14 protein-coding genes, 1 tRNA gene and 2 pseudogenes are annotated in these 12,972 nt (G+C 52.4%); 12 read left to right on the top strand and 5 right to left on the bottom strand.

Translation table 11 applies throughout. The features are described 5' to 3' along the window. Positions 1-298 precede the first annotated feature (298 nt). Positions 299-679, bottom strand: a pseudogene (locus P2R09_RS08265) (type VI secretion system tube protein Hcp); the annotation flags it as partial. Between the two features lie 50 nt (positions 680-729). Here P2R09_RS08265 and P2R09_RS08270 point away from each other — a divergent pair. Next, positions 730-1,029: a DUF4225 domain-containing protein gene (locus P2R09_RS08270; RefSeq protein ID WP_345799224.1), complete on the top strand. Its 300-nt coding sequence runs from the start codon at positions 730-732 to the stop codon at positions 1,027-1,029. A 1-nt stretch (position 1,030) separates the two neighbouring features. Here the strand turns inward: P2R09_RS08270 and P2R09_RS08275 are convergent, their stop codons facing one another. Further along, the gene (locus P2R09_RS08275; protein ID WP_275768697.1) at positions 1,031-1,345 is read right to left on the bottom strand and encodes a hypothetical protein; all 315 of its coding nucleotides are present in this window, start codon (positions 1,343-1,345) and stop codon (positions 1,031-1,033) included. Between the two features lie 94 nt (positions 1,346-1,439). On the opposite strand from P2R09_RS08275, the gene P2R09_RS08280 reads away from it, so the two are divergent. Next, positions 1,440-2,255: a serine protease gene (locus tag P2R09_RS08280; protein WP_275768699.1), complete on the top strand. Its 816-nt coding sequence runs from the start codon at positions 1,440-1,442 to the stop codon at positions 2,253-2,255. 748 nt (positions 2,256-3,003) lie between these two features. On the opposite strand, the pseudogene P2R09_RS08285 reads toward P2R09_RS08280, so the two are convergent. The 3 genes and pseudogenes from P2R09_RS08285 to P2R09_RS08295 all read right to left on the bottom strand — a co-directional run. Beyond that, positions 3,004-3,180, bottom strand: a pseudogene (locus P2R09_RS08285) (Arm DNA-binding domain-containing protein); the annotation flags it as partial. 169 nt (positions 3,181-3,349) lie between these two features. Beyond that, a tRNA-Arg gene (locus P2R09_RS08290) sits at positions 3,350-3,424 on the bottom strand. Between the two features lie 240 nt (positions 3,425-3,664). Continuing rightward, the gene (locus P2R09_RS08295; protein ID WP_275768701.1) at positions 3,665-4,600 is read right to left on the bottom strand and encodes a formate/nitrite transporter family protein; all 936 of its coding nucleotides are present in this window, start codon (positions 4,598-4,600) and stop codon (positions 3,665-3,667) included. A 242-nt stretch (positions 4,601-4,842) separates the two neighbouring features. On the opposite strand from P2R09_RS08295, the gene ccmA reads away from it, so the two are divergent. The 10 genes from ccmA (at position 4,843) to mlaA (ending at position 12,723) form a co-directional block, all read left to right on the top strand. Beyond that, positions 4,843-5,460, top strand: a complete 618-nt coding sequence (ccmA, locus tag P2R09_RS08300) for a cytochrome c biogenesis heme-transporting ATPase CcmA (protein ID WP_275768703.1) — start codon at positions 4,843-4,845, stop codon at positions 5,458-5,460. Next, on the top strand, positions 5,460-6,119 hold the full coding sequence (ccmB, locus tag P2R09_RS08305; RefSeq protein WP_275768705.1) for a heme exporter protein CcmB: 660 nt from the start codon (positions 5,460-5,462) through the stop codon (positions 6,117-6,119). Before ccmA ends, ccmB begins: the two co-directional genes overlap by 1 nt. 67 nt (positions 6,120-6,186) lie before the next feature. Further along, the gene (locus tag P2R09_RS08310; RefSeq protein WP_275768707.1) at positions 6,187-6,927 is read left to right on the top strand and encodes a heme ABC transporter permease; all 741 of its coding nucleotides are present in this window, start codon (positions 6,187-6,189) and stop codon (positions 6,925-6,927) included. After that, positions 6,924-7,157, top strand: coding sequence for a heme exporter protein CcmD (gene ccmD / locus P2R09_RS08315; protein ID WP_003853092.1), 234 nt, complete (start codon positions 6,924-6,926; stop codon positions 7,155-7,157). The genes P2R09_RS08310 and ccmD overlap by 4 nt, the downstream gene beginning before the upstream one ends. Further along, positions 7,154-7,639, top strand: coding sequence for a cytochrome c maturation protein CcmE (gene ccmE, locus P2R09_RS08320; RefSeq protein ID WP_275768710.1), 486 nt, complete (start codon positions 7,154-7,156; stop codon positions 7,637-7,639). Before ccmD ends, ccmE begins: the two co-directional genes overlap by 4 nt. After that, entirely contained in the window at positions 7,636-9,594 is a 1,959-nt protein-coding gene (locus P2R09_RS08325; protein WP_275768713.1) for a heme lyase CcmF/NrfE family subunit, read from the top strand. Before ccmE ends, P2R09_RS08325 begins: the two co-directional genes overlap by 4 nt. Next, a complete protein-coding gene (locus tag P2R09_RS08330; protein ID WP_003853089.1) occupies positions 9,591-10,148 on the top strand; it encodes a DsbE family thiol:disulfide interchange protein in 558 nt (185 codons plus the stop codon). Before P2R09_RS08325 ends, P2R09_RS08330 begins: the two co-directional genes overlap by 4 nt. After that, the gene (locus P2R09_RS08335; protein ID WP_003853088.1) at positions 10,145-10,597 is read left to right on the top strand and encodes a cytochrome c-type biogenesis protein; all 453 of its coding nucleotides are present in this window, start codon (positions 10,145-10,147) and stop codon (positions 10,595-10,597) included. Before P2R09_RS08330 ends, P2R09_RS08335 begins: the two co-directional genes overlap by 4 nt. Next, positions 10,597-11,808 (top strand): c-type cytochrome biogenesis protein CcmI, encoded by a 1,212-nt coding sequence (gene ccmI / locus P2R09_RS08340; RefSeq protein ID WP_275768717.1) that lies wholly within the window; start codon positions 10,597-10,599, stop codon positions 11,806-11,808. Before P2R09_RS08335 ends, ccmI begins: the two co-directional genes overlap by 1 nt. A 150-nt stretch (positions 11,809-11,958) precedes the next feature. Further along, positions 11,959-12,723, top strand: coding sequence for a phospholipid-binding lipoprotein MlaA (mlaA, locus tag P2R09_RS08345; protein WP_003853085.1), 765 nt, complete (start codon positions 11,959-11,961; stop codon positions 12,721-12,723). Positions 12,724-12,972: the final 249 nt, after the last annotated feature.

The raw sequence follows: 12,972 nt of genomic DNA on the forward strand, positions 1-12,972 counted from the left end.
TGAACTTACCGCGATAGATACTGATATTAAACCACACTAAATAACCAGCCCTGGATTACCATTTAGCCAGTCGGCAATGATTCTTCAGATCATTAAAACTTTTTTGAATTCTGGCTTAACATATGAGTCTTAATTTTCATTAATGCTTCATGAATGTGTCAAGACTGTCTCATCGGATTAAGAGTTATACTTTGAGAAACATTCTTATTGGCAGATAAAATATGAAGGTGCCAATCTTGATGGACACCTTAAATAAAAAGCGTCGGAACGTGTTAAACCATCTAATGTTCTTGAGGCATTACAGTTCTTTGTTACCTTTAATACCCCACCCTGACTGAGTTTCAGCGCCTTTGCCGCCACTCGCTGACTGTTCCCAATACTGTGTTCTGACTTTTGATGCCTGGAACTGATATGAGACTCCGATAAGGTCGCCATTTGTAGTGCCATTGAAAACCAAATTAGTAATAAGGACGTCTTCAAGCGTAATGCGACAGTACTCAATTTGTCTCCCTCCGGCTTTACATACCGAAAGCTCAACTTTGGCGACATGTTTGCCGTTGGATACATAGCGCATTATCGCTGGAGTAGCTTTGTCAATAAGTGCCTGAACCGATAGGTCCCGGTACTGAACTTTTCCTGCACCACCGCCCCCACCAGCAGACATGTTCCCTGGTTGGTTTTGGTGCGATGTTCACGCTTCATGGCGTGAATGGCGTTCAGGAAGATGTTATGAATGTTATTACAGGAAAAAATGACGCCCAGGGATTCTTGAAAGATGGTTACATTGGAGCAGCCAGGTTCTTGGGCTTTGATCAAAAAACAGGTGAAATTGCTTACAGCAGTATGGATCTTGCTCTCTCGGCCTATGGCATGTTCAGACTGATAAGAAAACCCGAAACATTTCGTCTTTATTACTACATAAACTCCGATTTTGTTCGGGGTATTAAAGATATGAGCCGTTTTGAATTAGGGGTTGAAATATATAACGACTATTCCGCTCTTAAGTCGATATACGATAATAAAAAATAAGTCAATTTTTTCTTGTATATAGGAATGATTTGTAGCCTAGCTTCATCGGTGTAAAGATGTAAAAAATTGGAGCTATGATTAGCATTGTTATTGAGTATGAGGTGATAGCGAGGTTGTCCTTGTACATAAGTGTATATATCCAGGCAATAGCAAGAATGATTACAAGGATCATGGAAGCAATAAAGCGTATACTAAGCTCTTTAAGTAAAGCCGGGTAAGTCGTTCCACTTTTTTCAGCTTGCATTCTTAAAGCCGCAATATCTTTCGCATTGAAACCGTGTTCAGCAAGTTTTTGTTCAGTTTCAAAAATGTTCATGTCATCACACAAATTGTAGATTTATATTGATCATAACTCACATTGCTAATAATTTACCAGAAAAAATTATATTGTCATTCAAAAGGAAATGAAAGTGTTAGAGGACTCAAAATTAATTTATCCGCATTTTTCAATTATACACTATTCCCCAACGTGGATTGATGAGAGCAAGACTACTGAATTAGCTTTGGAATGGCAGAGTTCACTAGTGTCTTTTTTTATAACTCAACCTCACCGTAAACAAGAGGCCTTTTTGATCGGAAGCGGTTTTATATATCTATTGGGTGACCATATACCTTGTATTGTTACTGCTTCCCATGTAATCAAAGAGATGCAAAAAAGTGAATTGTCGTTCATGTCGATTGACGGAAATAAATTTAAGTTCGAGCATCTGGAAGTATTTTTTAATGATGAACAAGATTACGCTATTATTCCTATGTCTGAAAAAATCATGGAGGCAATACCAAATAGCGTTCTTTTTGATACTAAAGTTAATAACGATTTTTTTGAGAAAACATCTTCATTTTTGATCATGGGATATCCATCAAAAGTTAATAAGTTACATAAAATGCACCCTGAGAAAGGCTTGTCACCTTTTAATATTAATTTTCACAACTTTTTTTATGAAAGAAAAGCCGAAGATATTTATTTTCATTTTATTGCTGGCGGAAAAGAAAAAAACATCTGTTTTGAGGGTGCCAGTACTAATAAAACCGTTACTTCGCTTGCAGGTATGAGTGGGAGCGTAATTGCTCAGTTGATAATTAATAAATTGGATGGAGGAGTTTCTTTAAAGGCTATTGGTATATTCAAAGAGCATCGACCTAAAAGAGGTAATTTTCTGGTAGGTTCTACCTTCATTGATTTTGCTGATAATCTTAATTCATACTTAAATGATGATGATGCTTAGATATGGTTTGGAAAATATAATTTTTATACCTTCTCGCACAGTTAAGTAGGGTTGCAAAAACTCATTCATTAATTTGTGTAAATCAATAGTGAGTGTTATTCACCCCTCAAATAACCCTGATAATGGTGTGAAAGGTTTGTTTTTTTTGATATATTTCCTGGCGCTGCAATTTAATAAAATATCTTTCCTTCGGGATTTTTCTAAGAATTTCTATTGTAGATTGATGCGTTAGGTCACAGTGACACTTTCCAGTTACCATCGTTTTTAATGAATTTAAATTCAGCTACAGTTTGCTTCTCGTCCATCATGTGTAGTGTTATATCAGTATCCACTTTGCAAAGGGATATCCCTTTTTCCTCTGACTCCTTACAGGAAACCTTCTCAGCTTTGTTTAGAGTCGTGAGCATGTCTTTGCTATTCTCACCGAATCGCTGTCTGGTTTGTGTGCTCAATGTTGTCCTGCATAGCTTTCTGGATTTCGGAAGAGGAGGGTTTGCTGTCGCAGTCGGTATGCAAAACTGCTAAAGACAGGGCTGCAACTGTTGAAAATCTATTCATTTTTAATTCCTTATATGATTTTGGTGCTCATTATTTTGCTGTGGATTTGTTGAGGATCTGGTCGAAAATTTCACACCACTGCTTTAAATGCATTTTCTTATCGCGGATCCCGCGTTCATGGGGATGTCCTCATGTGGCTTATGAAGACATTACTAACATCGCGGCGTGTTAATCAACGGGGAGCAGGTCAAACCTCAGGATAAACACCGAGAGCAAGAATCTTTTGTTTGCTGCCAAAGCGATACGGAAAACGCCAGTATTTAGAACCGTGTGGGGTAATCAAAAGATGCATACCATTACCGTCTGTTATTTTGACAGGCTTCGCAGCAGCCTTTGAATTCCTTACCTTTAACTCAGTGAGTGGCATAGTAAAAATCTCGGGCTGATGGTATTTGCATTATCGAATCAAACATACCAACAATTGTACCAACATGACACTGTGGATTTTGTGAGCCTGCTGGAGACGCAGGTGGATTATAGAATTGAATTAGCTTACTGAATGGAATGGATAAAGTAGACGTTGAGATACGGGCATTTGGTGTCCCCTGCAGGAATCGAACCTGCAACTAGCCCTTAGGAGGGGCTCGTTATATCCATTTAACTAAGAGGACAGCGGCGTGCAGTATAGCGAAACAGTCCTGAATATTCACCAGGTTGCCGCGCGTTTGCTCATTCCGCCAGCAATCCCGATTTTCTGCACTGAACGCGGTTAAGAACGGACGCGTGCAGACCGATCACGCTGAAAAGATTCTCCGCTTCAGCCTGACGGTTTGATCTCAATATCATAGGTTCAGCCAGCATGCCTGAAAGGCAGACAATACCGGTAAATCAGCCTTGTCTGCCCCTGCCATTTATTCCGCGTTTTCCGTCTCTTCACGCTGGCGGCGTTTTTCCTGCTTCCGCTTCTCAGCTTTTGCTTTGGCCACAGCGGCTTCACTCATGTCATTGCGAATCTGTGCATGGCTGATCAGCGCAAAAATCAGGGTGCCGCCGGTGATATTGCCGAGCAGCGTCGGCAGGGCAAACGGCCACAGGAATTCATGCCAGCTAATGCTGCCGTTAAACACCAGATAGAGCACTTCCACCGAGCCAACAACAATGTGCGCCAGGTCGCCCAGCGCAACCAGCCAGGTCATCATCACAATCACCAGCAGTTTCGCGCCGCCCGCAGAGGGGAACATCCAGACCATGGTGGCGATAATCCAGCCGGAAATGACCGCATTGGCAAACATCTCGCCTGGGGTGTTTTCCATGACCTTCATGCTGATGTCGGTAAACGCTTGGCGGGTGGCCTCGTCAAAAATCGGCATCTCATTGAAGGCCAGCGCACCCAGTGCTGTACCAATCAGGTTACCCAGCAACACAATGCCCCATAACCGTAACAGCAGGCCAGTGTTACCCCAGGTAGGTTTGTGCATCACCGGTAATACGGCGGTAACGGTATTTTCGGTAAACAGCTGCTGGCGCGCCATAATGACGATAACAAAACCAAAGGTATAACCGAGATTTTCCAGCAGGAAAGCGCCCGATACGCCATCCAGATGTACCTTAAATATCCCTTTAGCCATCAGTGACGCGCCCATGGACAAGCCCGCAGCGATAGCTGACCAGAGCAGCGCCATACCGTCGCGCTCCAGCTCCTTTTCTCCATCCTGGCGAATCTCTTCATGAATCGCAGCCGCGCGGGAGGGTAAAGCCTCCTCATCAACTTCGATGTCAGTGCCCTTGTCCTTTTCTTCGCTCTCTACGTCGTTAGGACCCTGCTCATTATCTGATGAAGGCTTCATATTTTCTCCTGGTGATAGTGCTGTAACGTTATAAGCGTAGCCGTTTTTTATTTGCCGGAAATGTAACGTCCGATGCGAATAAGCGTAACAACGTTTTTCGGAACTGCATTTTTATTCAGACTGCTGATGAAAACGCACGAATAATCCCTTACTAGCGAAACTGAGCGCTGGCTCACACTTCGGCCCACAGCAACATTGTGGTAATATCCCGGCCACTTTTAGCTGGTGCGACTCCCCCCTCAATGCTGGAAATCATTACACTCACTTGTGCATACGACGAACGGTCGCTGTTCTGGCGGCTCTCATTTCGCGTATCCGCAGGTGACATTGTGCAGATTGAAGGCCCCAATGGTGCCGGTAAAACCTCGCTGCTGCGCCTGCTGGCCGGGCTGAGCCGTCCTGAAGAGGGTGAAATACGCTGGCAGCAGCAGTCGATCCTGCGTCAGCGTGAAAGCTGGCATCAGGCGATGCTCTATCTGGGTCATCAGCCCGGCGTCAAAGGCGTGCTCACGCCACTGGAAAATCTGCGCTTTTACCATCCCGATTGCAGTAATGCGCAGATTTTTGCTGCGCTGGAAAGTGTCGATCTCACGGGCGACGAAGAGGTGCCCGTCAGCCGGTTGTCGGCAGGGCAGCAGCGTCGGGTAGCGCTGGCACGTCTGTGGCTCAGTCAGGCTCGCCTATGGATTCTTGACGAGCCGCTGACCGCCATCGACAAAGCGGGTATTGAAAAATTAATGGCGCAGTTCGCCCGGCATGCCGATAACGGCGGTGCAGTGATCCTGACCACCCATCAGGATTTGCCTGCAGAGGCAGCGCGGGTGCGTAAAATTCGCCTCGGCGATGTGGAGGCAGAGTGATGCTGTTTCGCCTCATCCAGCGTGAATTACGCATCGCCTTTCGTGGCGGCGCGGATGTCGTCAATCCACTCTGGTTTTTCCTGATCGTCATTACCCTGTTTCCTTTAGGTATCGGACCGGACCCGCAACAGCTGGCTCGCATTGCACCGGGCGTTGCCTGGGTTGCTGCGCTGCTGGCGTCGCTGCTGGCGCTGGAGCGTCTGTTCCGTGATGACTTCAGCGATGGCTCGCTGGAGCAACTGGTGTTGCTGCCGACGCCGCTGCCGGTAACGGTTATCGGCAAAGTGGTGGCGCACTGGCTGGTCACTGGCGTGCCACTGATTATCCTGTCGCCGCTGGCCGCGCTGCTGCTGTCACTGGATTTTAATGGCTGGCGGGCAATGGCCCTGACGCTGTTGCTGGGTACGCCAACCCTGAGTTTTCTCGGTGCGATTGGCGTGGGTCTGACGGTGGGTTTACGGCGCGGCGGCGTGCTGCTGAGCCTGCTGGTATTACCGCTGGCTGTTCCGGTTTTAATCTTCGCCAGTGCGGCGATGGAGGCGGCCAGTCAGGGGTTGCCGATTGGCGGCTATCTGGCGATTCTTGGCGCTATGTTAGTGGGCAGTGCGACACTCGCGCCGTTTGCTACGGCGGCGGCGCTACGCATCGCGTTGCAATAGCCATTTTGCAATAACCGCGCGTACAAGACGCGGCAACACTCTTTTATCGTTAATGTGAGCATTTGATATGTGGAAAGCGTTACATCAGCTGGCCAGACCCGAACGGCTTTATGAGTTTTCGGGGCGACTGGTTCCATGGTTCGCCATCGCCGGGCTGGCGGCGTTGCTGCTGGGCTGGGTCTGGGGATTTGGATACGCACCCGCTGACTATCAGCAGGGTGACAGCTTCCGCATCATGTACATTCATGTGCCCGCTGCAATGTGGTCGATGGGTGTTTATGCTTCAATGGCCATCGCCGCCTTTATCGGCCTGGTGTGGCAGATGAAAATGGCCGATCTGGTTTCCGCCGCCATGGCTCCGGTGGGTGCGGTTTTTACCTTTATTGCGCTGGTCACCGGCTCGGCATGGGGCAAGCCGATGTGGGGCACCTGGTGGATCTGGGATGCCCGCCTCACATCAGAGCTGGTACTGCTGTTCCTCTATATGGGCGTGATTGCGCTGTATCACGCTTTTGATGACCGCCGCACCGCAGGCCGGGCTGCGGGTATTCTGATTCTGGTCGGCGTGGTCAATCTGCCGATCATTCACTTCTCAGTGCAGTGGTGGAATACCCTGCATCAGGGCTCGTCGGGCATTCTCCAGCAGGCGATTGCGCCGGTCATGCGCACGCCGCTGCGCTGGGCAATCCTCGGCTATCTGCTGGTCTTTATTACGCTGACCCTGATGCGACTGCGTAACCTGATTCTGTTAACCGAACGTCATCGTCCCTGGGCGATTGATGTGGCGAAGCGGGGGGAGCAGGCATGACTCCAGCCTTTTCCTCCTGGCACGCTTTCTTTGCCATGGGCGGTTACGCTTTCTACGTCTGGCTGGCGGTGGCCTGCACGTTGCTTTCACTTATCGGCCTGACGCTGCATACCCTGTTACTGCGCCGCCGTTTGCTGGCGGAGATTCGCCAGCGTGACGCACGTGAACGTCGCATCCGGGCAGCAAAATCGAAAAAAGCCGCGGCTGAAGCGGCAGGAGAGAAGTTGTGAATATCCGTCGACGCAACCGTCTTTATGCGGCAGTGGCGATCCTGCTCGGTCTTGGCCTGGCCACCGCGCTGGTGATGTATGCGCTGCGCTCAAACATCGATCTCTTCTATACCCCAGGCGAAATCCTCTACGGCAAAGGGGAGGCGCACGAGAAGCCCGAAGCGGGACAGCGGCTGCGCGTCGGTGGCATGGTGATGCCCGGCAGCGTCCGGCGCGATCCGAAAACGCTGGCTGTGTCGTTCAAACTTTATGATGCGCGTGGTGTGGTCAGCGTCAGTTTTGAAGGGATCCTGCCGGACCTGTTCCGTGAAGGGCAGGGCGTTGTCGCGCAGGGCGTGCTGGCGGCGGGCAACCAGGTGATCGCCAAAGAGGTTCTGGCAAAACATGATGAGAAATATACGCCGCCGGAGATTGAAAACGCGATGAAGAGTGATCAAACCGGCCCGCAGTCGCGCTATCAGGCAGGGAATAAATCATCATGATGCCCGAAACTGGAACCTTTCTGCTCTGCCTGGCGCTGGGCCTCTCCCTGTTGCTGAGCAGCTATCCACTGTGGGGCGCGGTGCGCCAGGATGCCCGCCTGATGGGGATGGCGCGTCCGCTGGCCTCGGGTCTGTTTGTCTGTATCGCGGCGGCGTTTGCACTGCTGGTCTGGGCCTTTATCAGCAACGACTTTACCGTTGCCTATGTCGTCACCAACTCTAATAGCCTGCTGCCGGTTTACTATCGCATCGCCGCCACCTGGGGCGCACATGAAGGATCGCTGCTGTTGTGGGTGTTGCTGCTGAGCACCTGGACACTGGCGGTGGCGATATTCAGTCGCGGTATGCCGCAGGATGCGCTGGCACGCGTGCTGGCAGTGATGGGGATGATCAATCTTGGCTTCCTGCTGTTTATCCTGCTGACGTCTAATCCGTTTGGCCGCACGCTGCCGGACTTCCCGATAGACGGCCATGACCTGAATCCCATGCTGCAGGATATCGGCCTGATCTTCCATCCGCCGCTGCTCTATATGGGCTATGTCGGCTTTTCGGTGGCCTTTGCGTTTGCCATCGCCTCACTGATGGCTGGCCGGCTGGATACCGCCTGGGCGCGCTGGTCACGCCCGTGGACGACCGCGGCCTGGGTCTTTCTGACCATTGGCATTGTGCTGGGATCGGCGTGGGCCTATTACGAACTGGGCTGGGGCGGCTGGTGGTTCTGGGATCCGGTTGAAAATGCGTCGTTTATGCCGTGGCTGGCGGGCACCGCCCTGATGCACTCGCTGGCGGTCACTGAAAAGCGTGGCACCTTCAAAGCGTGGACTGTGCTGCTGGCGATTACGGCCTTTTCGCTGAGCCTGCTGGGGACGTTCCTGGTGCGATCCGGGGTGCTGGTGTCGGTGCATTCCTTCGCCTCCGATCCGGCGCGCGGGATGTTTATCCTCGCGTTTCTGGTGATTGTCATCGGCAGCTCGCTGCTGCTTTACGCCATCAAAGGCGGGCAGGTGCGTGGCCGGGTACAGAATGAAACCTGGTCGCGCGAATCATTTTTGCTGGGCAATAATGTGCTGTTGATTGCCGCAATGCTGGTGGTCCTTCTCGGCACCCTGTTGCCACTGGTACATAAGCAACTGGGGCTGGGCAGCATTTCGGTCGGCGAGCCGTTCTTCAACACCATGTTCAGCTGGCTGATGGCGCCGTTTGCGCTACTGATGGGAATCGGACCGCTGGTGCGCTGGCGTCGCGATGAACCGCAAAAGCTGGCAAAACGGCTGGCGCTGGCGCTGATCGTGACCCTGGCCTGTTCCATGATCATTCCCTGGTGGTTGCAGGATCGCATTGAGGCGATGACCGTGGTTGGCCTGCTGATGTCGCTCTGGATTATTGTACTGACACTGCTGGAGCTGCACGAACGCGCCACCCATCGTCACCCGTTCTTTGCCGGATTACGTCATCTGTCACGCAGTCACTGGGGCATGGTGCTGGGCCATCTGGGCGTAGGGGTCACGGTGATTGGCATTGCATTCAGCACGCAGTACAGCGTGGAGCGCGATGTGCGGATGAAGGCAGGCGATAGTGTCGATATTCATCACTATCACTTTGTCTTCCGTGGTGTGCAGAATCTGCAGGGGCCGAACTACAGCGGCGGCATGGGTATTATTGATGTCACCCGCAACGGCAAGCATGAAGCAACACTGCAGGCGGAAAAACGCTTTTACACCGCTGCCCGCACCATGATGACTGAGGCAGCGATCGATGGCGGTTTCAGCCGCGATCTCTATGCAGCGCTGGGTGAAGAGCTGGATGATGACAGCTGGGCCGTGCGCATTTACTACAAACCCTTTGTTCGCTGGATCTGGTTCGGTGGTGCACTGATGGCGCTGGGTGGCCTATTCTGCCTGTTCGATCCCCGCTACCGTTCGCGCAAAAAAGCGGAAACGGAGGCGCGGATATGAATAAGAAAATCCTGTTTATTCCCCTGATGCTGTTTCTGCTGCTGGCGGCGGCGCTGCTATGGCAACTGACCCGCAATGCCGAGGGTGACGATCCGACCCGACTCGAATCTGCGCTGATTGGCAAACCGGTGCCGCTGTTCCGGCTGGAAGCTCTGGATCAGCCGGGCAAAATCTACGACCAGCATGTGCTGACGGATGGCAAGCCGATGTTGCTGAATGTCTGGGCGACCTGGTGTCCGACCTGCCGCGCGGAGCATCAGTATCTGAATACGCTGGCGGAGCAGGGCATCCGCGTGGTCGGACTGAACTACAAAGACGATCGACGCAAGGCCGTTAACTGGCTGAACACACTGGGCAATCCCTACGCGCTGAGTCTTTATGATGGCAACGGTATGCTGGGACTCGATCTCGGTGTCTATGGCGCGCCGGAAACCTTCCTGATCGACGGCAAAGGGATCATTCGTTATCGCCATGCGGGCGATCTGAATGCGCGTGTCTGGGAGCAGGAAGTGAAACCGTTGTGGATGAAATACAGCGCGGAGGCGGGATCATGAGAACGCTGTTACTGCTCTGCGGCCTGCTGTTCAGTATCAATCTCTGGGCGACCATCGACACGCTGCAATTTGACTCGGTAGCCCAGGAAGAGCAATACCGTGACCTGACTGCGTCATTACGTTGTCCGAAATGTCAGAACAACAGCATCGCCGACTCGAATGCCATGATTGCCGCCGACATGCGATTAAAAGTCTACGAGCTGATGAAGCAGGGCCAGAGTCGCCAGCAGATCATCGACTATATGGTGGCGCGTTACGGCAATTTCGTCAGCTATTCGCCACCGGTCACGCCCTCCACCCTGATTCTCTGGGCGGGCCCGGCGCTGTTTGCGCTACTGGGCGGCGCGGTGATCATCCTGCGCAGCCGTCAGCGTAAAACCCGCAGTGAGCTGGATGAAGATGAGCAACAGCGTCTTAATGCGCTACTGAAGTCAGACAGGAAGCCGTAATGAGTGCATTTTGGATCACCCTTTTTCTGTTACTGCTGGCAGCCTGCACGCTGTTTGTGGCGGCGGGCTGGTGGCAACGTCAGGCCAGCACAGGCGATCGCGATCGTCTTAATCAGCGCTTCTACCATCAGCGTATAGATGAGCTGGCGCAGGATGAAGCGCAGGGCGTGGTCGCTGAACGTCCGCTGATGGAGCGGGAATTACAGCAGACACTACTGGCGGATATTCCGCCAGCACAGGCATTGCAATCACACACCAGTAGCCGCTGGATTTTGCTGCCAGGCCTGATTGTACTGATTGCGGTCTCTCTGGGCACTTATCTGAAAACCGGCGGCCTGGCACAATTCACTGGCTGGATGCAGGTGCAGCAGGCGTATCCTGAGCTGCGTGCCCGTCTGATGGACCCTGGCGCTAAGCCGCTGAGTATGGAAGAGCTGGCGCGTTTAGAGCTCGGATTGCGTACCGCGTTGCAAACAGAACCGGATAATCTGGCCGACTGGACCATGCTGGGGCGGCTCGGCATGGTGCTGAATAATACAGAGATCGCCAGTCAGGCCTTTGAGCATGCTTTACAGCTGTCCCCCAACGATCTGGCGCTTAAACAGGATTATGCAGAGGTTCTGACGCGATCTTCTGACCCGCAGGATAACCGGCAGGCGTCACTGCTGCTGCACTCATTGCTGAAAGCAGATCCGCACAACCTGCGGACGCTGAGCCTGCTGGCGTTTAATGCTTACGGACAGCAGCAATACGATCAGGCTATCGACGCATGGCAGACGCTTTTAGCTCTGTTGCCTGCCGATGACAAGCGGCACGCGATGATCGCCCGCAGCATTGAAAAGGCCAGAAGTGAGTCAGGGCAGCAGAGTCGTCAGCTGGCGCTGACCGTGACGCTGACACCTGAGGCAGAAAAAATGTTACCGCCAGACGGAGTGTTGTATATTTCGGTTTCTGACGGGGATTCACCCGTGCCGGTGGCGGTTAAGCGGATGCCGCTGAGTCATTTCCCGCTGACGCTGACGCTGGATGACAGTAACGCCATGATGCCAGATCGCCTGCTTTCGGCGCAGCATCAGGTCGCAGTAAGGGTGCGCGTTTCACGCGATGGCAGCGCCAATCCGCAGCCGGGTGACTGGCTGGGGCTGAGCGCCGTAACGCCCTGGGATGGGCATCAGTCCATCGCGGTAGAGATCAATAAGCAGCTTCCCTGAACGTAAAAATTGATAATGTTAACAATGATGCGTGCCATTGCCTGCTGCCTCTGGCACAAAGTCAGCTATGCTCATCGGGTAAGCCGATTCGACTCCGGGCTGTGACCTGAACGATGGGTAGACCTTTTTCATCCGCACAGGGAGATTGGAATGAATTATCGCCTGACCAGCCTGGCTGTGGCCAGCGTCCTTCTGGTGGGTTGTGCCAGTTCAAAGCCCGCGAATAGCGATCCTGCCGGGCGCAGCGATCCATTCGAAGGCTTTAACCGCACGATGTTTAACTTTAACTACAATGTGCTGGATCCGTATGTGTTACGTCCGGTCGCTGTCGCCTGGCGCGATTATGTGCCGGTTCCGGCACGTACCGGCCTGAGCAATTTCCTCGGCAACCTGGAAGAACCTGCCAGCATGGTCAACGCCATCCTGGTGGGTGACGGGCGTGATGCGGGTATTCACTTTACCCGTTTCTTCCTGAACAGCGTGCTGGGCCTGGGCGGTTTCATTGACGTTGCCGGTAAAGCGAATCCGGAACTGGCGCGTGAAGAGCCGCACCGTTTCGGTACTACGCTGGGTCATTACGGCGTTGGCTATGGTCCTTACGTTGAACTGCCTGCCTATGGCAGCTTCACGGTTCGTCAGGATGGCGGCGACTACGTTGATACCCTCTATCCGATTCTTGGCTGGCTGACCTGGCCGATGTCGATCGGTAAATGGACACTTGAAGGGATCGAGACCCGTGCGCAGCTGCTGGATTCTGATGCAATCCTGAAACAGCAGAGCGATCCCTACGCCTTTATTCGTAACGCTTACTTCCAGCGTCACGACTTCCTGGCGCGCGGTGGCAAGCTCAAGCCGGAAGACAACCCTAACGCAGCCGCGATTCAGGATGACCTGAAGGATATCGACGCGCAGTAAATGCAGGATCCCTTGCCTGCGTGTCGCTGTGTTTTTCTGCAGAGCGCACAGCAGCTGAAGTGGTGGGAGCATACGCCCGGAACAAAGCATCGCGGGCCATGGATAAAAACGCCGGGAGCGTTTTTAAACAACGCAAAGCGTTGGCCCGGCAGCGGGCGCATCTCAGGGATGAGGTGCGTAATCGCCCGCGCTGAGCAGTCAGGGATGGCGGGTTTTGCGTCTTTGCAAAGGGCGCATGCTCCCTGAGCC

It is taken from the genome of Pantoea sp. Cr_R13, from assembly GCF_029222565.1.
GTDB lineage: Bacteria > Pseudomonadota > Gammaproteobacteria > Enterobacterales > Enterobacteriaceae > Pantoea > Pantoea eucalypti.

Coding starts and splice junctions, on each gene's coding strand:
- P2R09_RS08270 (WP_345799224.1), top strand. CDS start 730: ATGAATGTTATTACAGGAAAAAATGACGCCCAGGGATTCTTGAAAGAT.
- P2R09_RS08275 (WP_275768697.1), bottom strand. CDS start 1,345: ATGAACATTTTTGAAACTGAACAAAAACTTGCTGAACACGGTTTCAAT.
- P2R09_RS08295 (WP_275768701.1), bottom strand. CDS start 4,600: ATGAAGCCTTCATCAGATAATGAGCAGGGTCCTAACGACGTAGAGAGC.
- ccmA (WP_275768703.1), top strand. CDS start 4,843: ATGCTGGAAATCATTACACTCACTTGTGCATACGACGAACGGTCGCTG.
- ccmB (WP_275768705.1), top strand. CDS start 5,460: ATGCTGTTTCGCCTCATCCAGCGTGAATTACGCATCGCCTTTCGTGGC.
- P2R09_RS08310 (WP_275768707.1), top strand. CDS start 6,187: ATGTGGAAAGCGTTACATCAGCTGGCCAGACCCGAACGGCTTTATGAG.
- ccmD (WP_003853092.1), top strand. CDS start 6,924: ATGACTCCAGCCTTTTCCTCCTGGCACGCTTTCTTTGCCATGGGCGGT.
- P2R09_RS08325 (WP_275768713.1), top strand. CDS start 7,636: ATGATGCCCGAAACTGGAACCTTTCTGCTCTGCCTGGCGCTGGGCCTC.
- P2R09_RS08330 (WP_003853089.1), top strand. CDS start 9,591: ATGAATAAGAAAATCCTGTTTATTCCCCTGATGCTGTTTCTGCTGCTG.
- P2R09_RS08335 (WP_003853088.1), top strand. CDS start 10,145: ATGAGAACGCTGTTACTGCTCTGCGGCCTGCTGTTCAGTATCAATCTC.
- ccmI (WP_275768717.1), top strand. CDS start 10,597: ATGAGTGCATTTTGGATCACCCTTTTTCTGTTACTGCTGGCAGCCTGC.
- mlaA (WP_003853085.1), top strand. CDS start 11,959: ATGAATTATCGCCTGACCAGCCTGGCTGTGGCCAGCGTCCTTCTGGTG.